18 protein-coding genes and 1 tRNA gene are annotated in these 25312 nt (G+C 50.1%); 7 read left to right on the forward strand and 12 right to left on the reverse strand.

All coding sequences use genetic code 11. The features are described from left to right. Window positions 1–50: 50 nt before the first annotated feature. The 7 genes from CIL02_RS14885 to CIL02_RS14915 form a co-directional block, all read right to left on the reverse strand. Window positions 51–1463, reverse strand: coding sequence for an endo-polygalacturonase (locus tag CIL02_RS14885; protein WP_094402913.1), 1413 nt, complete (start codon window positions 1461–1463; stop codon window positions 51–53). A gap of 59 nt (window positions 1464–1522) precedes the next feature. After that, the gene (locus CIL02_RS14890) at window positions 1523–4498 is read right to left on the reverse strand and encodes an FIVAR domain-containing protein (RefSeq protein WP_170935123.1); all 2976 of its coding nucleotides are present in this window, start codon (window positions 4496–4498) and stop codon (window positions 1523–1525) included. An 88-nt stretch (window positions 4499–4586) separates the two neighbouring features. Further along, window positions 4587–7235 carry an FIVAR domain-containing protein gene (locus CIL02_RS14895; RefSeq protein ID WP_141210267.1) on the reverse strand — a complete coding sequence of 883 codons (2649 nt, stop codon included), beginning with the start codon at window positions 7233–7235 and terminating at the stop codon, window positions 4587–4589. Continuing rightward, window positions 7222–7518 carry a hypothetical protein gene (locus CIL02_RS14900; RefSeq protein ID WP_094402918.1) on the reverse strand — a complete coding sequence of 99 codons (297 nt, stop codon included), beginning with the start codon at window positions 7516–7518 and terminating at the stop codon, window positions 7222–7224. The genes CIL02_RS14895 and CIL02_RS14900 overlap by 14 nt, the downstream gene beginning before the upstream one ends. A 44-nt stretch (window positions 7519–7562) precedes the next feature. Further along, on the reverse strand, window positions 7563–7934 hold the full coding sequence (locus CIL02_RS14905) for a hypothetical protein (RefSeq protein WP_141210268.1): 372 nt from the start codon (window positions 7932–7934) through the stop codon (window positions 7563–7565). Between the two features lie 500 nt (window positions 7935–8434). Beyond that, window positions 8435–12049, reverse strand: a complete 3615-nt coding sequence (locus CIL02_RS14910) for a LamG domain-containing protein (RefSeq protein ID WP_094402921.1) — start codon at window positions 12047–12049, stop codon at window positions 8435–8437. A 219-nt stretch (window positions 12050–12268) separates the two neighbouring features. Further along, the gene (locus CIL02_RS14915; RefSeq protein ID WP_094402922.1) at window positions 12269–13174 is read right to left on the reverse strand and encodes a LysR family transcriptional regulator; all 906 of its coding nucleotides are present in this window, start codon (window positions 13172–13174) and stop codon (window positions 12269–12271) included. A 213-nt stretch (window positions 13175–13387) separates the two neighbouring features. On the opposite strand from CIL02_RS14915, the gene CIL02_RS14920 reads away from it, so the two are divergent. From CIL02_RS14920 to CIL02_RS14930, 3 genes are read left to right on the forward strand one after another with little or no spacing between them, the layout of a single operon-like run. Further along, window positions 13388–13579, forward strand: coding sequence for a hypothetical protein (locus tag CIL02_RS14920; protein ID WP_094402924.1), 192 nt, complete (start codon window positions 13388–13390; stop codon window positions 13577–13579). Continuing rightward, complete coding sequence (locus CIL02_RS14925; RefSeq protein WP_094402925.1) at window positions 13557–14357, forward strand: threonine/serine exporter ThrE family protein; 801 nt, start codon at window positions 13557–13559, stop codon at window positions 14355–14357. The genes CIL02_RS14920 and CIL02_RS14925 overlap by 23 nt, the downstream gene beginning before the upstream one ends. Then, a complete protein-coding gene (locus tag CIL02_RS14930; RefSeq protein ID WP_094402927.1) occupies window positions 14348–14827 on the forward strand; it encodes a threonine/serine exporter family protein in 480 nt (159 codons plus the stop codon). The genes CIL02_RS14925 and CIL02_RS14930 overlap by 10 nt, the downstream gene beginning before the upstream one ends. 20 nt (window positions 14828–14847) lie before the next feature. Here the strand turns inward: CIL02_RS14930 and CIL02_RS14935 are convergent, their stop codons facing one another. From CIL02_RS14935 to CIL02_RS14955, 5 genes are all read right to left on the reverse strand, one after another. Continuing rightward, window positions 14848–15447, reverse strand: coding sequence for a DUF3109 family protein (locus tag CIL02_RS14935; RefSeq protein ID WP_094402928.1), 600 nt, complete (start codon window positions 15445–15447; stop codon window positions 14848–14850). Window positions 15448–15457: 10 nt separating this feature from the next. Next, window positions 15458–16120: a uracil-DNA glycosylase gene (gene ung / locus CIL02_RS14940; RefSeq protein ID WP_094402930.1), complete on the reverse strand. Its 663-nt coding sequence runs from the start codon at window positions 16118–16120 to the stop codon at window positions 15458–15460. A 75-nt stretch (window positions 16121–16195) separates the two neighbouring features. Continuing rightward, window positions 16196–17713: a 2,3-bisphosphoglycerate-independent phosphoglycerate mutase gene (gpmI, locus tag CIL02_RS14945; protein WP_094402932.1), complete on the reverse strand. Its 1518-nt coding sequence runs from the start codon at window positions 17711–17713 to the stop codon at window positions 16196–16198. A gap of 161 nt (window positions 17714–17874) precedes the next feature. Further along, a complete protein-coding gene (gene rmuC / locus CIL02_RS14950) occupies window positions 17875–19443 on the reverse strand; it encodes a DNA recombination protein RmuC (protein ID WP_240513742.1) in 1569 nt (522 codons plus the stop codon). Between the two features lie 77 nt (window positions 19444–19520). Further along, window positions 19521–19594 (reverse strand) — tRNA-Asn (locus CIL02_RS14955). A gap of 237 nt (window positions 19595–19831) precedes the next feature. Here CIL02_RS14955 and CIL02_RS14960 point away from each other — a divergent pair. The 4 genes from CIL02_RS14960 to nusA all read left to right on the forward strand — a co-directional run bounded on the left by CIL02_RS14960 (window position 19832) and on the right by nusA (window position 25260). Then, entirely contained in the window at window positions 19832–21505 is a 1674-nt protein-coding gene (locus CIL02_RS14960; protein ID WP_094403023.1) for a S41 family peptidase, read from the forward strand. Window positions 21506–21631: 126 nt separating this feature from the next. Continuing rightward, window positions 21632–22759 (forward strand): AraC family transcriptional regulator, encoded by a 1128-nt coding sequence (locus tag CIL02_RS14965; RefSeq protein ID WP_094402934.1) that lies wholly within the window; start codon window positions 21632–21634, stop codon window positions 22757–22759. 764 nt (window positions 22760–23523) lie between these two features. Further along, entirely contained in the window at window positions 23524–23991 is a 468-nt protein-coding gene (gene rimP / locus CIL02_RS14970; RefSeq protein ID WP_094402936.1) for a ribosome assembly cofactor RimP, read from the forward strand. A gap of 3 nt (window positions 23992–23994) precedes the next feature. Further along, window positions 23995–25260: a transcription termination factor NusA gene (gene nusA / locus CIL02_RS14975; RefSeq protein ID WP_094402938.1), complete on the forward strand. Its 1266-nt coding sequence runs from the start codon at window positions 23995–23997 to the stop codon at window positions 25258–25260. The last annotated feature ends 52 nt before the right edge of the window (window positions 25261–25312 follow it).

The raw sequence follows: 25312 nt of genomic DNA on the forward strand, positions 1-25312 counted from the left end.
AATAGCAAAAAAATACGAGAATGGATGCCTGTGCGCCTAAAAATCGCCCGTTACTTGCTGAACGTTATTCCGCTCACGTGCTCGCCCACGAATATGCGTGCCATGTCGGCCGTCTTGTACCATGCAGGCTTGCCGGGCATGGTGTCGGTGATGAGAGTGCCGTTGATGACGAGGTTGCGGAAGCTGATGTTCTCGATGGTACGGTTGGGAGAGTAGCCCGTAAGGAGCGACAGCTCTGAGTGTGCGCCATTGTAGGTGATATTTTCAAGCCTGATGTCCCTGATGCCGCGGCCGGGAGCTTGGCAGTATTTCTTGTTGTAGCACACACGGAAGTTGAAGAGCATGCCCTGTCGGAAGTTCTCTATACGGAAATTTCGGAAGGTTATGTCGCGGACAAGGATGTTGTCACCGTTGTTTATGGCAATGCATCCCTGATAGTCTATCTGCTTCTCGGCATGGTCGAGTATGTCCACGTCCTCGTATACCACGTCCTCGATAATCTCGTTGCGGCCGATGTCACCATGCAATCCTATCATGATGGGGTGTGCGACGTCGGCCCAGTATACGGCGTCCTTGATGCGTATGTTGCTGCATCCGCCCTTGTAGCCCAGACGTGTGCAGTAGATGGTTGAGCAGTCGTCGCTGGTGCGGCAGAACACGTGGTTGTAGCTGACATTGTTTGACGCGAAGACATTCATGCCGTCGCCCCATCCGTACCAGCTGATGACCTTGGAGTTGGCCACGCTCACGGAGTCGGAGCCGCCCACGGGTATCTGTGTCGTTATGATGCCGTCGACGGCAACATTGCTTGAGTATCTCACCCTAAGTCCGGCACATTGCCGTTCGGGATTTATGATGCCGTGGCCGACAACCTTGACGTTTTTGGCTTTCCATACGCTTGCGAAGCCTTTTATGTATGCGCCTCCTGCCACGTACAGGGTCTTGCCTGACGTGACGAGTATGGAGTCGTCTTTAAGGTCGTAGTAGCCAGGGCCGAAGTAGATGACGTCCTTGCCCTTCTTGACCTTTGGCTCCATGCCGTTGGCAAAGAGCTGCAGGTTGTGGAATATCTCACCGTTCACCTCTATCGACAAGTCGCGCGGGCGGTCAAGCGTGAAGCGGATGGTGTTGCCCTCCGTGCTTACGGGGATGTTGTAGGAGAGCGGACGCACGCGGCATGAGTCGATTACTGGCTGGCGCAGGCTCTTCACCTCTACCTCCACGGTGCCCTCGAAGTCGAAGTAGGCAACGGAGCTTTTCATGGCTGTATGCCTGCAGTTGACAACCTTGTCCACTCTCCATGCATAGGCATCTACGTGCTGCCATTGGCCTCCGGGCGTTCTTACACTGATGTCGAAGTCGTTGTTTAGCTCCGCTCCCTGTGGGGCGGGATAGGTGACGAGCTTGTCTGCCTGCGCTGACGCGCAGACAAGACAAAGCAGAAGGGTGAGTATTTGTTTCATAAAACAGAAGTTTAGACTTATTTGTTATTGTTATGGTTCCCGAAGTGTTCTGTGCCGTGCTATCGTGCCCTTACCATCACCTTCTTGCCGTTGATGATGTTCAGTCCTTTTACTGGCTGGCTGAGCTTCTGTCCCATAATGTTGTATATGGTGCATGACATGTCCTCGGTAACGTCGGGAAGTGATATGGCGTTTACATCAAACAGCTGGAATACCAATGGGTAGTTGCAAGGAGCCTTCAATACATTCGACACGATGGTTCCATTGTCATCAAACTGCCAATAGTACGACAGTTTGTTGTGGAGTTCATAATAGTCGGCACCCACTGCTTTACGAAAGCCTATCACACCATGAGTTTCAGTGGCAGTGGCTCTTGTTGAGACCTGCAGGTACAACCCGTCTTTCAGCGACTTTAGGTTATGGTATCCCTGTCCGTTGTTGGTGATATGCCATACCTGTGCCATAGCGTCGTCTCCTGCCATACGCTGTTGCATGGTACATTTCTGATTGACTCCGTTGTTGGTAAGCACGGTATTGTGTAAGCGGTCACATACGAAGTAGTCGCCTTCGGCAATGTTGCAGTCTTCGGCAGCATTTACAAAGACATTATACACAAGCTGTCCCTTCTCACCGTTTACGACATAGTCGAGCACATATTTCCCGCTTGTCTCGATGCCATCTATGTTGATGGTACGTGTCGTTTCACCGGTATTCCATTTGTATGTGCAGCCAGCAAGAGCAGAAGGCACGTATGGACCTATCTCCACATTGTCGCCCGCATTCACCGCGAAGTCGAGAGTATCGTTTATCACGACACCGTTCACCTTAGCCTGAATATCCATGTACTTCACGTTGACATGGAACTTATGTGGCGAGCGCACACCACCCTGGTTGATATATACACCGGTGAAGTCGCGCGGACGGACAAGAGGATTGGTTGTTACAGAAGCCATGTGAGAACCATTGTCCCATTCGTAGCTCTCGTATGCACCGATACCGTTAATGGTTAGAGTTACCGTTTCTCCATAGTATACCGTTACAGTATCGGTCTCTTCGCTCACACCCTTATATGTTATCATTCCTGTCGTCCTGGGTGAAGGATTGCAGTCGGCATCTACGGCAATAGTAAAGACCTGATGGCTCTTCACGTTATTCTTGTTTGTATACGTCACACGGTAAGCGTAGCTCTTGTCTGTAGATACGGTAATATCCTTAGTCGTCTCGCCAGTGTTCCATATCCAGTTGCCGGTATCCTCTTCTCCCTCAGCAAGCTGTGGCATAAGTTTCACGGTCTTTCCACGTGGCAGACATTTGTTCTTGTCGGTAACGTATGTGTTTTTCAGGCCTCCGAGCTCGTTGTGTCCGATAATCTCGCCGTCGTATTCCATCATAGGCGTAATGAGTGCCGGAATACTGTCGGCAGGCGCAAGCTGGAAGTCGCGCGTATTCATAAGAACAGAATATCCGAGGTGGTCATATCCGCCGCTTGTGTTACCCTGTCCTCCGCGGTCAACCCCCATCTTCTCGTATACCTTTTCAGAGAATGGCATCTTCACGCCCTTAACGCTCTCGTAATGTCCTATAACAGTACCCCAATAAGGACGTATCTGCTCACCGAGTGCCGGTTCTGTCATAAGCCACGAGCGCGAGTCGGAATAGTGGAACCCACCGGTGCAGTAATGATAGTTTGTCCAAGGCAGGTTCTCCACGCTTTGTATCTGTGCCGCGATATATTCCACACCGGCAGCCAGGCGGTTGTCCATATACGAGAAGAGGTCGTCGCCCTGGTTCCATGCCATGTGTGCCAGGTCTACGGCAAGTCCGCAAGCCATTGTTGCATGTCCTATGTCTCGTCCGCTTTCGTTCATCTGTCCGAGTTTACCGTATGCACCTGTCTCGAGGTCAGACTCGACAGTAGTTACTATCAGGTTTCCCCAGAAGTCGGTCAGTCCGTCGCAAAGTATCGGGTCGGTGGTACGTGGGTCAGTAAATGTTCCCACCTGATCGTATTTCAAGAACGAAAGAGCCTGATTGTATATGAAGACATCATCGCATAGCACACCTATGGTAAGCAGTGCGAGGTCGTTGCACAATCCCCAGTTGCTCCAATAGTGTCCCGGAGCCTGCCACCATTTACCCGCATTCTCCCATGATCCGCATCGTGACCTGAGAAACTGAATGATGCCAGGATACCATATCTTAAGCATCCATTGTCTGAAAGTCTCAAAGTCGTCACGGCTCCATCCTTCGTAGTCGCGCATGAGTTCGGCAGCCTGCGCAAAGGCATATCCGTACAGACCGAGGGCGAGATTAAGGTTTGTGTCGCCCGTTACGCCCTCAGTATAATTCGCCCAATCCATGAGCACCTTCACGGCATTGTCGCCATTATCCTTCGTACCGTCTATCTTCCACCTGAGTGCGTTCAGGTATGCTACGGCAGCCCCTTTGGCAGCGTTCATGTAGTTTTCTCCTTCTCCACCGCCACGCTTTATGTATTTAGTCGGGGTTGTCTTGGCTGTCGCCTGCGACAGAGGGTCGTTGCGCAATTGGCTCATTGCCTGCTTCACCAAAGGGTTTCCTTGTTTCAGGAGTCTCTTTACGCGGTCGAAGTCTTCCTGTGTATGCAATCCGCCAGGATGCACAAACCCACGGTCGGTGACATATTCCTCGGCATGCGGTGTGGCATCAAACGTCTTTCCATACGAAGCCTTCACCCTGTTTATATTTGCCTTCAGGGTGGAGTTGGCCTGGTTGATGGCATTCTGCGAACTGTTGCCGTTAAGGATATTGCGTGCATCTATTACGGCATCTTCAAGGTCAGCGATGAGTCCCGGCAGATAGTCGGTGGCATTTGCGATGAGACTCTCAGCCTCGGCGATGGATGTCTCGAGACCTGTAGTATATGCATTGGTAGTGTTATGTACCTTTTGACGGTGCGAGACTGCTTCTGTAGCCTTTGCCGCATACATGTCAGCAGCCATAGCCATAAAGAGCGAGCATGCCGCTGTTGCAATAATCAGTCGGTTACATTTCATATTATAAAAAAACATTAAAAGTCTCATTCCGTACCCTTCCCATGCAGAGGGAAGGGCAACGGACATGAGACCGTCAGTCGTATTCTTGTCACTTAACCACAATCTTCTTTGTTGCTACAGTCCCGTTTCCGAATACCGTACGCTTCACGACAATACCCTTGACAGGAGCAGCCAGCCTGCGACCGTCGAGAGTGAAGTATTCCACTTTCACCTCGCTCCTCGATACATTGTCGGTCAGTTCTATGGCGTTAGGTATGTATACAGGACCTTCGCAAAGAACCCACTTGTAGAGAGGAGACCCGCTCAGTGCAAGCTTGTTGTACGGGCTCTTCCACTGCATGTTGGTATCCCAGTACATGTTATCCTTCATACGGCATATCGCTACCGTCGAGTCTGTCTTTTCCTGCTTATAGAAAGCTATGCGCGAGTCTGCCAAAACATCTGTCGGGTTTGGAGGAAGTGCCGATACATATCCGTCGCTGGTGAGTACGCCGTCAGAGGTTGTCAGGTAATATCCGCCGTCAGCGTGTGGATTTACGGTGAACGACCAGCGATAGTCCTCGACGTTGCGGTTGTTCTTTTCTGCATCGGCTATCATCTCGTCGAGCGTCATGATAGCGCCATAGTAGTATGCTCCAGGAGCCGGGTCTTTCTGTATAAGCACCTTCTCGGTACCTGCCACTCTGATGGCTGTCTTGCCCTCTACGGCTACATTGAACGGCTTGCGTGAAGCGAGCAGGGCAGCGATAGCCTTGTTGAAACTGTTGGTGAAGTTCTCTATCTCACGCTGTGTAGCATCGCCGGGATTGGCAACATAAGCCTCTGCCTGTGCCAGGAGCTGTGCAAAAGCGGTGTAGGCTTCTTCGGCATACTGTCCTTCTCCCTCGCCTGTGTTGGTCTTTGTCTTTTCGTCCACGGCACGTGCTTCTACGAGCAGAGCCTCGAGTGCAGACATATCGGCAAGTCTATATGGGTCGTAGCACGGGAAGTCGGCATTGTCGACAAATTCCTTAGTGATAGGATTGCCTTCCGACAGCATTCTTGCCACAACGAAGCGTGTGAACTTCGTGCCAGCACTTGAGTTACGGTTAGAAGTATATGCGTCTATATCGGCTGCTATCCTGTCACCTTCCTTCAGGTGAACATAGAAGTCGAGGTCAACAGGAGCCTTGCCCTGCATGCCATCGTTTTCAACATGTCCGTACTCCTTGGAAAACATCTCTTCATCTTTAGGACAAGAAAGTACCGACTCAACTTCCGTAACCATACGTGCACGGATGTAAAGCGGATTGATTACTTTCATATTAGGATTTGGACGATATACCGTGATACCAACCTTATAGTAGCCATCGGCAGGAGCCGTGAACATTATTGTCGGTGCCATGTTGTTGAGAGGATGGCAGTCTCCATCATAGCTGATATACATCCATTCACCAGTGTTCCGGCACCATCCTTCCTTGCCGGCCTTTGTATTGGCGAATGTGCTGAACTTGCCATACTGACCTTTATTTACATCATAATAATAGTAACCGAAAGGCTGGTCGTTGTTGGTGTCGGCAGTTATAGGCATCTGAACATATTTGATGTTTTCGTCGTCGGTAAAGAGTACATAGTTGCCCTCAACCGTATAGTCGAAGTTTGCCTTTGAGTTCTGGAATGTGTTCCATATCTCCTCGAGCTTCTTGTCGTAGATGGCTACATTCATACCGTTGATGGCACCATTCAGATATGCCTCGTACAACTCAGCCACTTCCTCATAGAATTTGTTGATTGCTTCCTGAGAATACTTGCCATAGCCGACACCCACCAGTTCATCGTTGCCTTCTATCATTCCCACCTCGGTTTCATATTTGCCCATCTTGTCGATGAATTCCTGTACACCATCCATGTTGTATGGGTCGACATAGTTTTCCATAGCCTCGGCTGTAGCCTTGTCTATGGTCTCGATGTCGAGTTTCTTAAAGAACGAACGTCCGTAGATGTCGCGTACCCATGTGGTATAAAGGTAATGTTTTGCCGCACTTGTCTCGAAAGAAACGACATCGCCCTTCTTTGCATAGAAGGCGAACGAATAGTCAACAGGTTCCTGAGCCTTGAAGCGTGGCTGTCCGCCTTCGAGCAGACCGGTGTTGGAGAAGTTTTCAAGCTCGCCGCACTTGTCACCGTAAGCAAAGGCAAAGCCCATGGTTACAGCAGAATCGACAGTCTCTATACCCTGTTTTCTGAAACGAGGCACGAGATGGAGAGGGTTGAGCTTGAAACAGTCCTGACGAACGATGGTGCCGCTTACGGCATAGTAGCCGTCGGCAGGAGCTGTGAATGACACTACTCCTGCATACTTAGGATTGGCGTAGGTCTCGAAGTTCTCCGTCATATAGATGAACTTGTCGTTGGAATCGGTTTTTGGTGCCTCGTACTTACGGTCGTACCATGCAAAACGCTTGTTGCCAGCCCAGTAGTTGCCTTCTGTGTCTTGGGTATATCCATCAATTTCCGTAATACGTTCGCCCATTACACGCTCGGGTATGAATTGGTCGAGGAAGTTACATGTACTCTCGTCGCCATAGGTGCTGAACGAAGTATATTTACCCGTACCATACTCATACTTCTGGAAGCTCCACTGCTCGTCACCACCGGCAGCGAAGGTCTCCTTAGTCATTTCCGTTAGTCTGTAGGTCTGGGCAAATGCAATTGAGGAAGTCATTGCCAAAACCATCAAGAAGTTAAATCTTTTCATAGACATGATTTTTTTTAGTTATTATTATAGGTTGTTTGTATAAAATCTCTGCTGCAAAGTTAACGATGAAAATTGAAAGGTATGGTGCTAAATCGTCCCAAAGTATATGCTGTAATCGTCCCAAACAGCATTTTTTGATGATTTTTCCGATGTTTTCAACCTTTCTTGCATCTTTTTCCGCCTTGGGCATGCTCTTTTTTCGGAGCATGCCTTCCGGCGATATGTTTTCATCGTTTACTTGTTCCGGTTGCCTGTCACCAAATTTCCAGGTTGTCGTCATCATCTTCCCACACCGAGTAGGAACGTTTCGCTACCGCTTCTCCTGCATCACCGCTGCCCGGAGTATCTGTAATGACTATCTTTGTACCGTTGTCCTTTATTGACCCAGCCAATATTGTCTGTGCCGAAGCATGGAATATGACTGTTAATGGTGATATATATAGTTGCATAATGATTGGGGAATTTCTGATATGTACCGTTACTTATCCTGTGGGCATAGTATCCGAACGGCTTGTCTTCGTTGCTCGTCATGTCAACATTCCTAAGAGTCTCGTCAGCGGAATAAAAGAGCACATAGTTTCCCTTCTTGGAGAAATCAATATCAGCGGGTGAACCTTCTATAGCAGTCTTTGCGCTGACCTTTACAAAAGAGACGAATGCTACCAGCACCGCCATCAGAAACAAATTAATCTTTCTCATTTTGCTGTCTGTATTGTAATAAATATACTTAGGTCTTTTAATATTATACGCACAGCAAAACGACAATGCAGAAAACACAAAAAAAAACTTACTCAACTTTCTCAAGTAAAGGAAGGCAAGAAAGAAGTTATGATGGGGAGTTATGATGGGAAGTTATGATGGGAAGTTATGATAAGCCAATACCCGTCAATAATCAATAATCAGCAATCAACAATCAGTAATCAAATACCCTTTCAGGGGTGAAACATTTGGCTCCTTATAACTTCCTATGCGACCAAAGGGAGCGATAACTTCCTATAACTCCTTTTAACTCCTAAAGTTGAGCACAAGCGAAACTAAATTATTTACACGAACACGGTCTACACGGTTTCCTGTGACGAGCTTGTCTGCCTGCGCTGATGCGCAGACAAGACAAAGCAGAAGGGTGAGAATTGGTTTCATAAAACAGAAGTATAGACTTATTTGTTATTGTTATGGTTCCCGAAGTGTTCTGTGCCGTGCTATCGTGCCCTTACCATCACCTTCTTGCCGTTGATGATGTTAAGTCCTTTCACTGGCTGGCTGAGCTTCTGTCCCATAATGTTGTATATGGCCGTGGCTCCACCGTCCTGAATGGTCGGGTTGCTGATGGCGTTGGCATTGTATGGTATGAGCATCAGCGGATACGTCGTGGGTTGCTTCGACTTGCTTACCGAAATTTTGCCGTCGCTGCCGAAGAGCCAGTAGTATGGGTACTTGTTGTGAAGCTCGTAGTAGTCTGTGCCTAAGGCCTGCCTGAAGGCGAAGGGGTAGCGCCCTGTGGTGGTAGAGGTCTTGGCGGCCAATGTCAGGAAGAGAGTGTCGGAGTTGACGATGTTGTAGTAGTTGCTGCCATCGTTCTCAAGATACCACACCTGTGTGCTGATGTCCTCGCCGCTCGCCTTCTGGCTCATGATGCATGACAGGTTGTTGCCGTTTGCTGTGAGGTAGGTGTCGTTGTACCTGTCGTAGATCATGTATTCCCCATTTGCTATTGCGCAGTCCTTGTCATCGTTTACGAGCAGAGTGTAGACTATCTGTCCTTTCTCGCCGTTGACGGTATAGTCGAGAGTGTATGTGCCGCTAACGGCCGCACTGTCTATCAACACCGTGCGTGTGGTCTGTCCAGAGCTCCACTTGTATGAGCAGCCTGGCAGGGCGTCGGGGACGTAGGGGCCAAATACCACCTGGTCGCCTTTGTTCACCGTTACGTCAACGGTGTCAACCATTACGTGGCCGTTGACAATGGTCTGTATGCGCATGTTCTGGATGTCGATATGGAATTTGCATACTGAGCGTGCGCCACCCTGGTTGATGTAGGCACCGGCGAAGTCGCGTGCGCGGACCAGCGGTCTCGTCACAAGTGTCGTACCATTGCTGCCGTTGTCCCACTGGTAGCTCTCGTAGCCTCCCGTACCCCAGATGCCAAGCGTCACGGTCTCGCCATAGAATACGGTCAGGGTGTCAGTGCTGATGGTCTCGCCGTTATATATTATATAAGGTGTTGCGGACTGTGATGGCACGCAGTCACCGTCAACAGCTATGGTAAACACCTGCTGGCTCTCTATGCCGTTCTTGTTGGTGTATGTGGCGCGGTAGGCGTAGCTGCGGTCGGTAGTTATGGTTATGTCCTTCGTTGTCTCGCCTGTGTTCCATTTCCAGTTGCCTGTGTCCTCCTCGTCTTCCGGCAACTGTGGCATGAGTCTGACAGTCTTGCCTCGTGGCAGAGCCTTGTTGGTATCCACGGCATAGTTGTTCTTCAGTCCTCCCAGTTCGTTGTGGTCTATGGTCTGCCCGTCGTATTCCATGCGTGGTGTGAGCAGTGTCGGTACCTTGTCGGCAGGTGCGATGCCGTCGTAGGTGTTCATCAGCACTGAGTAGCCCAGATGGTCGTAGCCGCCGCTTGTGCCGCCCATGCCGCCCGCATCGATGCCCATTTGCTGGTATGCTTTCTCCGCATAAGGCATCTTCACACCCTTGACGCCCTCGTAGTGGCCTATTACCGTACCCCAGTAGTTTCTTACTTCTGCGGGCTCGGCGGGTGCCGTCATCAGCCATCCGTTGTGCCATGCCGTGCGGCAGTCCACATATTTGTAGTTTGTCCAAGGCAGTCCCGTTTCGTTCTGCGTGCATGCCGCCGTGAACTCTATGCCTGCTGCGAGCCTGTTGTCCATGTACGAGAAGAGGTCATCGCCCTGGTTCCATGCCACGTGCGCTATGTCAACGGCCAGTCCCAGTGCCATGGCAGCGTGTCCGCCGTCGCGTCCGCTCTCCTGCATCTGTCCGAGCTTGCCATAGGCGCCAGTCTCCAGTTCCGACTCTGACGTGGTGACTATCAGGTTGCCCCAGAACTCCGTGCATCCGTCGTTGAGTATGAGGTCGTCAGTGCGTGGGTCACGGAAGGTGCCCACCTGGTCGTACTTCAGGAAGCTCATGCCCTGATTGTATATGAACACGTCGTCGCAAAGTATGCCGATGCTTATTACTGCCAATGCGTTGCACAGCGGCCAGTTGCTCCAGTAGTGTCCGGGGCGTATGCCACCCTGGTTGCCAATGTTCTCCCACGTGCCGTTCCTTCCTCTTAGGAAGTGTATGCATCCTGGGTACCATACGGTGAGCATCCATTTCTTGAAGTTCTCAAAACCGTTGTTACCCCAGCCGTCGTAGTCTCTGAGCAGCTCTGCCGCCTGTGCGAACTCGTAGCCGTAGAGTCCCGCTGCCAGTGCCCAGTTGCTGTCACCGCTGACGAGCTTGCATGTGTTTGCCCATGCCTTGAGTATTCTTACGCCTGCTGCCGCGCAACTTGTGTTGCCCTCTATTTTCCATCTTAGTGCGTTCTGGTATGCCATGGTGGCGCCACGTGCGGCATTTATGTAGTTCTGTCCTGTCGTTCCTCCGCGTATGATGGTCTCCACAGGGTATGTCTGTATGGTAGGCTGTGCGTATTCCGCATTTTTCAGAATATTGTATGCGCTCACCACCTTCTCATTGCCAGCGGCAATCTGAGCCTTTATCCTGTCGAAATCGGCCTGTGTGTGCAGTCCTCCGGGGTGTATGAAGCCCCTGTTGGTATCGTATGCTCCCTCCAGGCTGCCCATGTCGAATGTCATGCCCGTTGTAGCCCTTACGACGCTCATGGCGTCTGTAAGCATGGCTACATGCCTGTCTATCAACGTCTGGCTGTATCCCCCAGCTGCTATGTTTCCTGCCATCAGTAGTGCGTCTTGCAGATCGGCAAGAGCTCCGGGCATATACATTCCCGCATCGCTGCAGTTCACGAGAGCCTCTGCCTCGGCAATGGCTGCAAGCAGCTTGCTGTTGTCTCCCTCTGGTGAATGCTCGTAGGCGTATTCTAGGCCTCTGGTCTCACCAGCCAGCTTGCTCACCTCTGTTGCTTCCAGCGTCCTGTTGTAGAGGCGGAAGTCGGCTACGAGGGTGCTCTTCAGATAGCTGTCGCCGCTGAACGGAGCCCTGCCAAGCCAGCAATATTGTATGGTGGCATTGCCATAGTTTGTCGAGTTGCGCGGCATTGCGCTTATGGTGGCCTTCAGTTCGCCGTCTATGTAGAGGCGGCCTGTCGTGGCATTCTCAGTATATGCCACGTGTATCCACCTGCCTTTAGCTGAGGCGTTGCCAACTGAGAAGCCTGTCTCAGAGCCGTAGCCGCCCGTGGATGTGGCAATCCGCTGTGCGTTGAGCCTGTAAGCGGAATATTTGCCTTCTGTCTGTGTGCAGGCTGAGGCCGTGGAGAATGCCCACAGGAAATACCCGTTGCCGTCAAGGCTCGCATTGTCGTCTACGCAGTAGTAGGCGGAGATGGTGTAGTTGTCAGATGCTTTCAGCAGGTCACCGGCCGCCGGTGTCATGTCGAGGTAGCCGTTGGCTGTACCCAGGCTGAGTACATTGTATTCTCCCATGGTCTCCACCCTGGCATTGTTCTTCAATGTGGCATCCGGACCTCCTCCTGATGCGGAGTGCACCGTTGTGCCATCCACCGACCTGAAGTCGTAGTGGAGCACAAGACTCTCGTCCTGCGCCTTTAATGATGCGCTGATTGTCAGCAGCGCCAACACCATTGTAATAAATAATTTCCTCATGTTGTAATGTTAGGTTTTTATTTGGTCATCCTACTTTAAATACGCATTATAAAGACACGACGCACAAAAAGGGTAGGAGATAATACATAAATTAACCATGTTTAACGACAGCTAAGGCGTTAGCTGTATAGTTACAGGTATTCCCAACACTTTCCATGCCGTAGGTGTGGGAGGCAGCTATAACAGGGAATCGAAAAACAAAAAAAACAGCCTCTACATTTATAGCATGTCAAGCAATGCTATATTATAGGATTTGTTTTCACAGAGCATCTTAAGAAATTCCTTAGTACTACGCTTGGTATAGCTGTCCTTGAGTATATGGAACGAACCTTCCATCTGCGTGTTTGGATGGTCAAGCGTGATGACCTTGATGCCCGGAATATGACTTACCGCAGCCTGGCTGATAACAGTGACAAGAAACTTGGACGACCTTACAAGGTCGATGATGACATTCACCTCATTGATTTCCAACCTTACATTAAACTGACTCTCTGAGCCTCTTGTCAGAAGGTCGAACGCATTGCGTGCCTGAAGTCCTTTGGCTGGCATTACAAAGGGAAAGCATCTGAGGTCGGAACACCTTACCTTTTCCGCATCAGCGAGAGGATGTTGCTCGGAAACAACTACAGCCAACTTGTTGTCAAACAATATGTGCGACTCTATCTCCGGGCTTATGCTTGTAGGCTTGTAACTCAATGCCACGTCAAGTTCGCGCTCTTTCACCATGCGCATCAAAGTCTCCATATCATGACAATGAATGTTGAGCTTGATGTCGGGATATTCTTTCATGAATAGCAACACAGTATCCTTGAGCAGCGGGATGAACGAAAAGGTGGAGCCGATGTTAAGACAGCCAGCCTTCAAGCCTCTTATGTCATTCATCCTGTCTATACACACATCCGCGGCATGCAGAGTGCGTCTGGCCTCAGGAAGAAATGCCTCGCCAACATCTGTAAGACACACGCGATGGGAAGAACGCTCAAAGAGTATTACACCCAACTCATTCTCCAACTGCTTCACCTGCTGCGACAGTGTGCTTTGCGTGATGTTAAGCAATCTTGACGCCTCACTGAAACTGTTCGTCTCTGCCACGCTTACAAAGTATCTCAGTTGCCTTAATTCCATTCTAACAGTATAATTTGTGAAAACTGCTGCAAAAGTACAATAATTTAAACGTGCGCACAACAGTTTGCTATTATTAATATCGATAATACTATCGATTATGATTATTAACATCTATAGATGGCCGTTATCGAAACAATCAATAGACAAATCTTCCCGCTAAACAATATGAGCTGTAATTTTGCACCCGATAAAAATCATTTAAATATAGAAATTATGGAATACATTATCAACGAAACTTCGGCAAGCCAATACGCATGGCTCGTATGGGCACTTATCTTGGGAGCCGTACTTCTGAAGCCAGCAATCAAACTCTTGCTAAAGACTTGGAGAATCAACAAGCGGTTGCACATCATCTCGTTCGGTGACAATAAAATATATTATTATGATGACGAATATGACGGATGAGCAGTACGGCATACCTGCTGACGGACATGCAAGAATAAAGAATGTGTGCCAGTTCATAGAGGAGTATGCCACGGCAATGCTGTCTGCCGGCGCCACCACCTCGCGTATAGAGCATTGCGTGGAGCGCATATCCAAACGATATGGCATAATCTCCGACCTGTCGCTACTCCCCTCGCGCATATTACTGACGGTATGGGATAAAAATCACACGCACAATTACAGTCTGGTGGGACACACCCATAAAAACGGCATAAACCTACAGACGGTCACATCGTTGAGCCGCTTGTCATTTCTGGATATACCCCTTGAGACAGCGTGCGGGCAGATGAAAGCCATCATTGCGACACCCCGCATGAACAAATGGATAGTAATTCTGCTTACGGCTTTGGCCAATCTCTCTTTCTGTCGTCTGTTTGATGGCGACTGGTATGCTATGGGTGTGGTGTTTGCCGCCACAATCATCGGCAATGTATATAAGAACTTTATGATTGAAAAGCATTGTGACATAAGATTCACAACCATTGTGGCAGCATATATATCAGCCATTGTCGGTTCGTCGTGTTTCATCTTTGGCTTTGGAGGCACTCCACAGACAGCCTTGGGAGCCTCTGTGTTGTGGCTCGTACCTGGAATAAGATTCATCAATGCTATATGCGACATGACTAACGGCCACTATGTCGTGTCACAAAGCAGGATGACAGATGCGGTCATTACCACCATCTGCCTTTCCTTAGGCCTTTGTCTGGCATTACTCACATTAGATATACAATGGAAATGAATACACTGCTCACCGACGGGCTCTTTGCCTGTATGGCTGCAATAGGTTTTGGAAGCATCAACAATACCCCGCGCGGCTTGCTTCCCTGGTGCGGACTAATCGCGGCCCTCGGCCATGCGACCCGTTTTGCCCTGATGCACTCTTCTTTTCATCTCAACATCATCCTTGCCGGCTTTGCCGGAAGTATCTGCATAGGCATCATATCGTCGTTTGCCTCACGCCATTACCGCTGTCCATACGAGGTGTTGGCATTTCCTGCCCTATTGCCGATGATACCGGGTATGTATGCATACGGCACTATCCAGGCTCTCATCTGCTACTTGCAGTTCAATGCCGCCGGTACGCCGTCTGAGCACTATCTAAATATTCTTGCCTATAATGCCATCATGACGCTGCTTATCATACTCTTTATGGTAGTAGGGGTGCTGGTTGGGATATTTGCGTCACGTATATTCAGGACCTTCAGTTGAGATTACTGTATTCCACTTGGTCAGCTGTTCTCAATGATGGCTTGTGCCACCTCGCACAATTCCCTGTACCACTCTTCTCCGAAACGCCTTGTCAGAGGGCCTTGAAGAAAGCGGTAGACGGGAAGGCCGAGCTGGCGTCCCTTCTCCACGGCAGGCTTGCAGACGCTCCAGCGGTCGTAGTTGAGTCCTGTCAGCCCGCCGGGGAATTGCTTCTCCCTGATGGGGTATAGGGCGCAGGATATGGGCTTCATAAATGACGACTTGCCGTTGCGGTGGGCACGTTCGAGCGAGCATAGGCAGCAGCCGTTGCCATCGTAGCATGTAAACACGCAGTCCTTGCCGTTGACGATGCTGGTGACAAGCTCGCCGTCGCGGTCGGTATATGCCACGCCCTGCTTGTCGACCACGGCCTGCGCTGTTGCGCTCATGTCGTTCCATACGGTGTCGAGGGTGTCCTCTATGGCTGCTATCTCGTCGAGTGTTACCGGTGCGCCGGCATCACCCTCTACGCAGCATTGTCCCTTGCAATGGTCGAGGTCACAGCAGAAATGTTCGGTTATGATGTCGGGCGAGATGAGAACGTCACCCACCTGGATGATGTGTAGTTTGTTGGTGCTCATTATTATGTTGTTACCACTCTATTGGTGCTATTCCGTATTGTGCCAGATAGGCGTTGCAGCGTGAGAAATGCCGGTTGCCGAACCATCCTCCACGGTTGGCGGAGAGTGGTGACGGATGCGCGCATTCCAGCACGAGGTGTCGGGTCTTGTCTATGAGGTATGCCTTGCTGCGCGCAAATCCTCCCCATAGCATGAATACTATATGCTCACGGTTGTCGCTAAGCGACTTTATGGCCGCGTCGGTGAAGGTGGTCCATCCCAAGCGCTGGTGGCTGTTTGCCACGTGTGCCCTTACCGTAAGGGTGGCGTTCAGGAGCAGCACTCCCTGCATGGCCCACCGGGTAAGGTCGCCTGTTCTGGCGGCAGGCTTGCCGAGGTCTGACTCTATCTCCCTGAAGATGTTTATCAGCGAGGGAGGTGGGGCAATGCCCTCTGGCACGGAGAAGCTCAGTCCCATGGCTTGCCCTGGCTCGTGGTATGGGTCTTGCCCGATGATTACCGCTTTCACCTTGTCGAAGGGGCAGAGGTTGAAGGCATTGAATATCTTGCTGCCAGGCGGGTAGCACTGGTAGTTGCGGTATTCCTCCCTTACCTTCTCGGTGAGGCTCCCGAAATAGGGTTTCTCAAACTCTGGTGCCAGATGGTGAAGCCAGCTGTCTTCTATTTTTATCATTTATAATAATAGCCTCACTCCCTTTCCTTCTCTTTTGGAGTAGGGCAGGGGGTGAGGCTTCCTTTTTAGTATTTATCAATCAACAATCAGGTTCTCGCCAGTCATGTCGGCAGGCTGCTCCAGTCCCATGATATGTAGGATGGATGGAGCCACGTCGGCCAGACGTCCGTCCTTGACGGTAGCTGAGTTGTTGTCGGTTACATATATGAACGGTACGGGGTTGAGCGAGTGAGCGGTGTTTGGAGTGCCGTCCTCGTTGATAGCGTTGTCTGCATTGCCGTGGTCGGCGATGATGATGGCCTCGTAGTCGTTTGCCTTTGCGGCCTCGATGACCTCGCGCACGCAGTTGTCAACAGCATGTACTGCTTTTGCAATGGCGTTGTAGACACCGGTGTGGCCCACCATGTCGCCATTTGCGAAGTTCACGACGATGAAGTCGTACTCCTGGGTGTTGATGGCTCCAACGAGCTTGTCCTTCACCTCGTAAGCGGACATCTCCGGCTTCAGGTCGTATGTGGCAACCTTAGGTGACGGAACGAGAATGCGGTCCTCGCCCTCGTAGGGAGCCTCGCGGCCACCATTGAAGAAGAATGTTACGTGAGCGTACTTCTCTGTCTCGGCAGTGTGCAGCTGCTTCTTGCCTTGGGCGGAGAGATACTCGCCAAGGGTATTGGTGACATTCTCCTTGGGGAAGAGTATGTTTACGCCTGTGAAGTTGGCATCATATGGAGTCATGCAGTAATACTGCAGGCCGGGTATTGTAGCCATTCCCTCCTCGGGCATGTCCTGCTGTGTGAGCACCTGTGTGAGCTCCTTTGCGCGGTCGTTGCGGTAGTTGATGAATATTACCACGTCGCCCTCGCCGATAGTGCCGTCGACGGTAGAGTTGCTGATAGCCTTTATGAACTCGTCGGTAACGCCCTCGTCGTAGCTTTCCTGCATGGCCTGTACCATGTCGGCCGACTTCTTTCCCTCACCCTTTACGAGCAGGTCGTAGGCTTCCTTTACTCGGTTCCAGCGCTTGTCGCGGTCCATGGCATAGAAGCGTCCGATGATGCTTGCTATATGTGCTCCGTTCTCATCGCAGCATTTCTGTACATCCTCGATAAATCCCTTGCCGCTCTTCGGGTCGGTGTCGCGTCCGTCCATGAAGCAGTGTACGAACACCTTGTCAAGACCATATTCCTTGCCTATCTCGATGAGCTTGAAGAGGTGGTCGAGTGATGAGTGTACGCCACCTGTAGAGGTCAGGCCCATGAGGTGGAGCTTCTTGCCGTTGTCACGGGCATAGCTGTAAGCCTTCACAATCTCCGGGTTCTTGAGGATGTCGCCGCTCTTGCAGGCCTTGTTGATCTTTACGAGGTCCTGATAGACAATGCGTCCGGCACCGATGTTGAGGTGTCCAACCTCGGAGTTGCCCATCTGACCGTCAGGAAGACCAACGTCCTCGCCAGAGGTCTGGAGAGAGGAGTGAGCCGAGACTGCGTTCAGATAATCAAGAAATGGTGTTGGGGTGTTGTAGATGACGTCACCCTTACCGTGCTGACCGATTCCCCATCCGTCGAGAATCATCAATAAAGCTTTTTTTGCCATAGTGTGAGTATATTTAAAATGGTTCTTGTTATACCTTTGATGTTATGGATGCAAAATTACGATAAATCAGCCAAATTAAAAAATAAAATCAGGAGAAAAAATGATTGACTTGCTGACAAGAAAGTAAGAAGGTGGACCTGCGGGTTATGCCCGGATAGCCGTTAATCCTCGTTTCTGTCTCCTTCGTCCGTGGATTTGTCCTCGATAAACAGCGAGTCGTCCATCTGCGAGAGCGATTTCTTCTTCTTGTTCTCCTTTGCGCCAGCCTTGATGAGGTTTCTCGCCGCAGTGATGATGCTTGGTCCGCTTTCGGCAGTTGTTATTTTCAGCTTGCCCATTTTCTTTATGGTGTCGTTCATGCTCTGCTCCACGTCAATGAACCTCATGCCGAAGTCCTGTACCCTTTCCACTATGGTGTTTGCCGCATCCATCATGGCTTGCTGGTTGGTGAGCTGCCTGACCTGCGTCCACATCATCTCAAGCACCCTGAGGTTCATGTACATTGTCTGCGGGCCGAGTATCATCACACCTTGGTCGTAAGCCTCGCGCCACAGCGTGGGGTCGTTGAGCAGGGCGAGGTTCAGGGCACCCTCGATGGGCACGTACATTATTGCGAAGTTCAGACGGTTGCATCCCTCGGGCAGGTATCGGGTGTATTCCTTCCTTGCCAGTCTCTTCACCTGTGCCCTCACGCTGTCTATGTGCGCTTTCAGGAATGTCGACTTTTCCGGGGTGCCGTCTTCGGCATTCATGTATCGCTCATAGTCGGTGAGCGACATTTTAGAGTCTACCACTACATGCCTGTTGTTGGGGAAGTGGAGTATGAAGTCGGGGATGAGGCCCTTGCCGTCATCTCCCTTGGCTGAGCGTCCGGCATGGTCTCTGAGAGTGGCTTGGGTGTCGAACTGTTCTCCCTCTTTCAGCTCAAGGTCCTCAAGCAGCTGTCTTAGCTTCAGCTCACCGAAATTTCCCTGCACCTTCACCTCTCCGGTCAGAGCCCTGGTAAGCCTGTCTGCGGTCTGTCCCAGCGACTCGCTCTGTTTCATGTTCTGTTTGATGGTCTCGTCGAGCCTTGTCAGGGCTTCCTTCTGCTGCTCTTTGGTCATGTTGAGTGCCGCCTGCATGTCTTGCAGACTCTTCTGCAGAGGGTCGATGATTTTCGATACCTGCTCGCGGTTGCGCTCTCCCAGTTCGTCCTGCCTTGCCTTTAGTACGGTCTCCGACGTTGTTCTCATCTGTTCCCTTATGAGTACCATCTGGTCTTCCACCTGCTTACGGTTCATTTCCTTCAGGGTGTCGAGCTGCTGTTTGGCATTGGCAATAGCCTGTTCCAGCTGCTTGTCGTATGCGGTTTTAAGGTCTGCCATCTGCTGCAGAAAGGTTTCCTTCATTTCAGCTGTTTGCTTTTCCTGGCTGTCCTTCTGCTTTTGGCTTTCTTCCATCATTTTCGCAATGGTGTCCTCGTGCTGCTTCTGCTGCAGTTCCATGAGCTTGTTGGCGTTCTCCACATTGGCTTTCTGCACGTCCCTTTGTGCCGTCAGGTTTTTTATGTCCTCGGTCTGTTGCCTTATGATGCTGTCCTGCTCGTTGTTCTGTTCCGTCAGGTTTTTCAGCTTCTCGCTGAGCAGGTTGGTCTCGTTCTCATTTTTCCGTGCTTCGAGTTTCTTTCCCAAGATGAAGGCTGCCAGTGACATGACTGTGATGCCTAAAACGGTAATGATTGTTTCCATACTGTATTTCGCTTGATTGACTTAGTAGTGTGCGTATGCAAAAAAAGAGGGGTTACCTGTGTAACTCCTCTTTTATGCGCTTCAAGATGGGCTTGAACCAACGACCCCCTGATTAACAGTCAGGTGCTCTAACCAACTGAGCTATTGAAGCATTTGCTTGATTGCGAGTGCAAAGGTACATACTTTCCATGAAACCTCCAAATGTTTTTGCGAATTTTTTTTGTTTTGAAAGCAAAAAAAATATTTCGGTCATTGAAAGGTGGTGTAGTCTCGGATATTTTCCGTAATTTTGCACCAGAGAAATGCCGAAAGGCAAAACCACCCCAGGAGGCAGGAATACCATGCCGGCCATATACATTATTATATATATAGAACATACTTGGATTATATGATGAGAATCAGAAAACGTTTTCTTGCCTTGGCCCTTATGTCATGTGCCGTTGCAGGCATCGTGGCACAGAATAACGACCACAACTTCAAAGTGGCCAAGAACATAGACCTGTTTACGGCAATATACAAGAATCTGGACATGCTGTATGTAGACTCGCTGGATGCCGACAAGGTGATAGGTGAGGGCATCGATGCCATGTTGGCATCGCTCGACAGGTATACGGAATACTATCGCCCCGAGGACTCCAACGACCTTAAGTTCAAACTTACGGGCAAATATGCCGGCATAGGCTCTACGATAAAGTATAACTACAAGGAAGGCTGCGCCTGCATAGACGAGCCTTATCTTGGTATGCCTGCGCAGGAGGCCGGGTTGAGGAAGGGCGACATCATAGTCTCAATCGATGACAGTCTCATGAAGGGCAAGGAGGTATCGTATGTCTCGGAACGTCTGCGTGGAGATGCCGGCACGTCGTTCGTGCTAAAAATTCACAGACCGTCTACGGACAAGGATATGATCTTCAAGATAACGCGCAGGCTCATACAGACTCCAGCCGTGCCTTATTACGGCATGATAGCAGACGGGGTGGGCTATGTTAGCCTCACTACCTTCTCTGAGAACTGCGGACAGCTGGTGCGTAATGCCGTCATCGACCTGAAGCGGCAGGGCATGCAGTCGCTTGTTCTCGACCTGCGCAGTAATGGTGGAGGCTCGGAGGTAGAGGCTGTGAATGTTGTCAACGTCTTTGTCCCTAAGGGCCGCTTCGTTGTCGCCAACCGTGGAAAGGCCGACAATGTGAGCCGCAATTTCTCCACACAGGTGGAGCCCGTTGACACGCTGCTCCCACTCGTTGTACTTGTCAATGGTACAACGGCAAGTGCCAGTGAGATTGTAAGTGGTGCCCTGCAGGATATGGACCGTGCGGTGATACTTGGCACACGCACATACGGAAAGGGCATCGTGCAGACCATGCTCGAATTGCCGTACAATGCGCAGATGAAGCTCACTACCAACAAGTACTATATCCCCAGCGGAAGGTGCATACAGGCAAGGAACTTCCGAAAGACGGACAGTGCCAGCGAGGAACTGGTTGCCGACTCCTTGGCAAAGGTGTTTCTGACGGCCAATGGACGCAAGGTGAAGGATGCGGGAGGCATACAGCCTGATGTGGAGGTGGCTGCCGATTCGCTGCCCAACATAGTATATTATCTTGCCTACATGCGCGACTCCTCGGAGGTGATGCACAGTTATATCCTTGACTATATAGACCGTCATCCAACCATCGCGCCGGCTGCCGATTTCGAGCTTACGGATGCCGACTATGAGGACTTCCGCAAGATGGTTGTGGAAAGTGGCTTCAAGTATGATCCTCTGAGCAATGCCGTGTATGACGAACTTGTCAAAATGTCGAAATACGAAGGCTATTATGACGATGCGAAGGCTGAGTTCGAGGCGTTGAAAACTAAGTTGCGTCATGATGTAGGCAAGGATTTGGACAAGGTGAAGGATGTCGTGAAGGAACTGCTTGCCGGCGAGATTGTCACGGTCTACTATTATCAGTCCGGGCGAGTGCGCAATGCCCTGCGCCATGACAAGTTCTTCAAGGAGGCATGCCGCCTGCTCGCCAATCCAGAGGAATACAGGACATTGCTGTCGGGAAAGGGGGAATGACGGGCCTTAGCGGAAGAGGCATCATTGAGGTGGCTTGTACTGGCAATATGGGTTGTTGCAGCCGACGCGGTTTACCCCAGCAATCATGGACCTATTAATCGTCTACGTAAAACCATACACAGCATTATGACTTGTTCGGACAAAATATTATACGACAATTCCCTTGGCATAACCTTGGTGCTGATGTTGTTCTTTGCTTTCTACTTCCTGTTTGCAAAGACTCCCGACAAGCATATCTTCAGAAACTATCTAAGGTCGCGCCGGCTCATGGCAGGTGCCCTGTTGACACTGTCGGCCAATTATGCGGCGCATTTGTTGGTTACCCCTCGGTTGTTGTGGCAAGAGGCGGCTGTCGTGATGAATCTCTCCACCTATTACATTACCTACCTGTTTTTCAGTTGCGCCTTCCTGACTCTTCTCAATCCTAATTATTTCACGGTCAAACGTATTGTCAGAAATATCGGTGGCTGGCTGGTATATATCCTCCTGTCTGCCGTTGCTCTGCTATGCCTGCACAATAATGAAGGACTACTGCATGTGGCAATGGTTATTATGACCCTTTGGCTTATTTCCTATGGCGTATTTCTGTCGTACAGGATTATACAGACCTATCACCGAATGGTAAGACTGTTTGACGAAACTCATTCCGACGATATTGCAGCATACGTCCGCTGGATGTCGCTCCTCACCTGGTGGGCACTGATATTCGGTGTAGGATGCAGCTTGCTCACCTTCCTTCCCGACAGATACGTATTCCTTTGGATTTTGGCGAGTATCCCGTTCTACATCCATATCTTTTGCTCCTACCTTAACTATCTGCTTTTTTATGAGCAGGTACAGCATATCTTGGAATCGGAGATGATTGCGGAGACGGACAGCAGTCCAGACGACATTGAGGCGCTGGATGAATGTTGTCCCACTTATCATGCTGACATCAAGGAGCGTTTGGACAGATGGATGATTACCGCCGGCTACACACAGCCGGGACTTACCATAGAGAATTTGGCTGCCTCCCTGTCCACCAACCGCACTTATCTCTCGACTTACATCAAAACGGTTTATAACGTGTCGTTCCGCGAATGGATTTCCGACATGCGCGTCTCCTATGCCAAGCAGCTGTTGGCTAACCACCCGGAGCTTACGGTGGCAGCCATATCCGAGGCTGCGGGATTTCTGTCACTTAGCAATTTCACAAAGGTATTCACAAAGAAGACTGGTTGCCAGCCTTCAAAATGGCGTAGGGATTCAATATAGAATACTTGCACCAATTTGTAATATCAACTTTTTTGCGCTTTCTATAGCAGTGTGCTCTGTATTTGTTACCTTCATTACCGATAAGGTTGCAAATCTTGTCTGTGGCGTATTCATATTTGCGGTTCATGCTATATCTCGAGTGACAATATATTGTTGCGTGGTCTATGCATATATATATCATTGCCGATAAGGTTAATAACCTTAAGGCCGTAAGGTTATTAACCTTTCAGCCGTAAGGTTATTAACCTTATCAGGGATGCAAACGTATTCATATCCTATGGCAAACCGTTTCACCCACTTCATTTAATAATTAGTGTGTTCAGTTTGATGTGCAAAAATTGGATATCCTAATTCTGAAGTTCATGTCGGTAATTGTCGCGCTGTAAGCGCAAAAGCGCATAGCCCAGGGTAGAGCGAAGCGGCACCCTGGGTGTAATTGGGCATTGTCCTTGCGCGCTGTAAGCGCAAAAGCGTAGATGAACCACAATTGTTACAAATGCAATGCATTTCGTGGGCTATTGCAATGCGTTGCGTGAGATGGGCTAAACGGGCAAATTTAAGCGTAAACACATATTCTTTTCTCGTCGGTCGTGCCGTTTGCGGGACACAATGGAAAATCGTCACTTTTTCACCTAATTCCTTGGTGGCATGAAAAAAATATCGTAACTTTGCACCGTTCAGTGGAATGAGGGGCTCTGAAAGAGTCTCTCATTTTATTTTAATATAGGTCGATGGATGGCCTGTTAATACGAAATGAAATATTTATGATTGACAAAAACGTCGTAAGAAATTTAGTTGAGGAGTGGCTGCAGGACAAGGAGTATTTCCTTGTAGATGTAGAAATCAGCCCTGATGACAGAATTGTTGTAGAGATTGACCATGCCGACGGCGTGTGGATAGAGGACTGCGTAGAGCTTAGCCGATATATTGAGGACCGTCTTGACCGTGACGAGGAGGATTATGAGCTTGAGGTAGGATCGGCAGGACTCGGACAGCCCTTTAAGGTTCCGCAGCAGTATGTGAATTTCATCGGCAAGAATGTAGAGGTGCTCGATGGCGACGGCAAGAAGGTTAAGGGAGTGCTGAAGAGCGTCGATGGAAACGATTTCACGGTCACCGTGGCCGAGAAAGTAAAACAGGAGGGTAAGAAACGTCCCGTCTTGACAGATGTGGACCATACTTATCAGATGGATAAAGTGAAATATACCAAATACTTAATAAGTTTCAAATAAGCTATGGCAGCAAAAAAGACAGATGAATTAACAGTGAGCATGATCGACACGTTCCGGGAATTTAAGGAGACCAAGAACATCGACCGCACCACGCTCGTGAGTGTGCTTGAGGAGAGTTTCCGCAACGTGCTGGCCAAGATTTTCGGTAGTGACGAGAACTTTGACGTCATTGTTAACCCTGATAAGGGCGACTTCGAGATCTACCGCAACCGTGTTGTTGTGGCCGATGGCGAAGTGGCTGACGAGAACAAGCAGATAAGCCTTACTGAGGCACGTAAGATAGCTGAGGACTATGAGGTTGACGAGGATGTCAGCGAGAGGGTAGACTTTGCCAAGTTTGGCCGTAGGGCTATCCTGACGCTCCGTCAGACTCTTGCATCGAAAATTCTTGAGCTGGAGCACGACTCGCTGTACAACAAGTACAAGGACCGTGTGGGTCAGGTGATTTCGGGCGAGGTATATCAGATATGGAAGCGCGAGGTTCTCATCGTCGACGACGAGAACAACGAGCTGATACTTCCCAAGTCGGAACAGATAAACGGCGACCAGTACCGCAAGGGCGAGACCATACGTGCCGTCATTGCCCGTGTGGACAATGAGAACAATAATCCGAAGATTATACTCTCGCGTACAAGCCCGATGTTCCTGCAGAGACTCCTTGAGGCTGAGGTTCCGGAGATTTCCGATGGTCTGATAGCCATCCGTAAGATTGCCCGTATGCCCGGTGAGCGTGCCAAAGTGGCCGTAGAGAGCTTCGACGACCGCATAGACCCCGTTGGAGCCTGTGTGGGAGTGAGGGGTAGCCGTGTTCATGGTATCGTCCGTGAACTCTGCAACGAGAACATTGATGTCATCTCGTATACTGCCAACACCAAGCTCTTTATACAGCGTGCCCTCAGTCCGGCACAGGTGAGCAATATCGTCATCGACGAGGAGAACCACAAGGCTGAGGTGTTCCTCAAGCCCGAGGAGGTGAGCCTTGCCATTGGCCGTGGCGGTCTGAACATCAAGCTTGCAAGTATGCTTACGGAATACACCATCGACGTGTTCCGCGAGGTTGCCGAGGGTGAGGCTGACGAGGACATCTATCTCGATGAGTTCTCAGACGAGATTGACCAGTGGGTTATCGATGCCATCAAGGCTCTCGGACTCGATACAGCAAAGGCTGTGCTCAACGCCCCACGCGAAATGCTTGTTGAGAAGGCCGACCTGGAGGAGGAGACTGTTGACCAGGTTCTGGACGTGCTCCGTAAGGAGTTTGAGCAATAGCAGATGCCTGGTGACACTAATTGATAAGGAAATAACAATAGGAAAAAGGACA

Origin of the sequence: Prevotella sp. P3-122 (assembly GCF_002251365.1) — a bacterium.
Taxonomy (GTDB): Bacteria; Bacteroidota; Bacteroidia; order Bacteroidales; family Bacteroidaceae; genus Prevotella.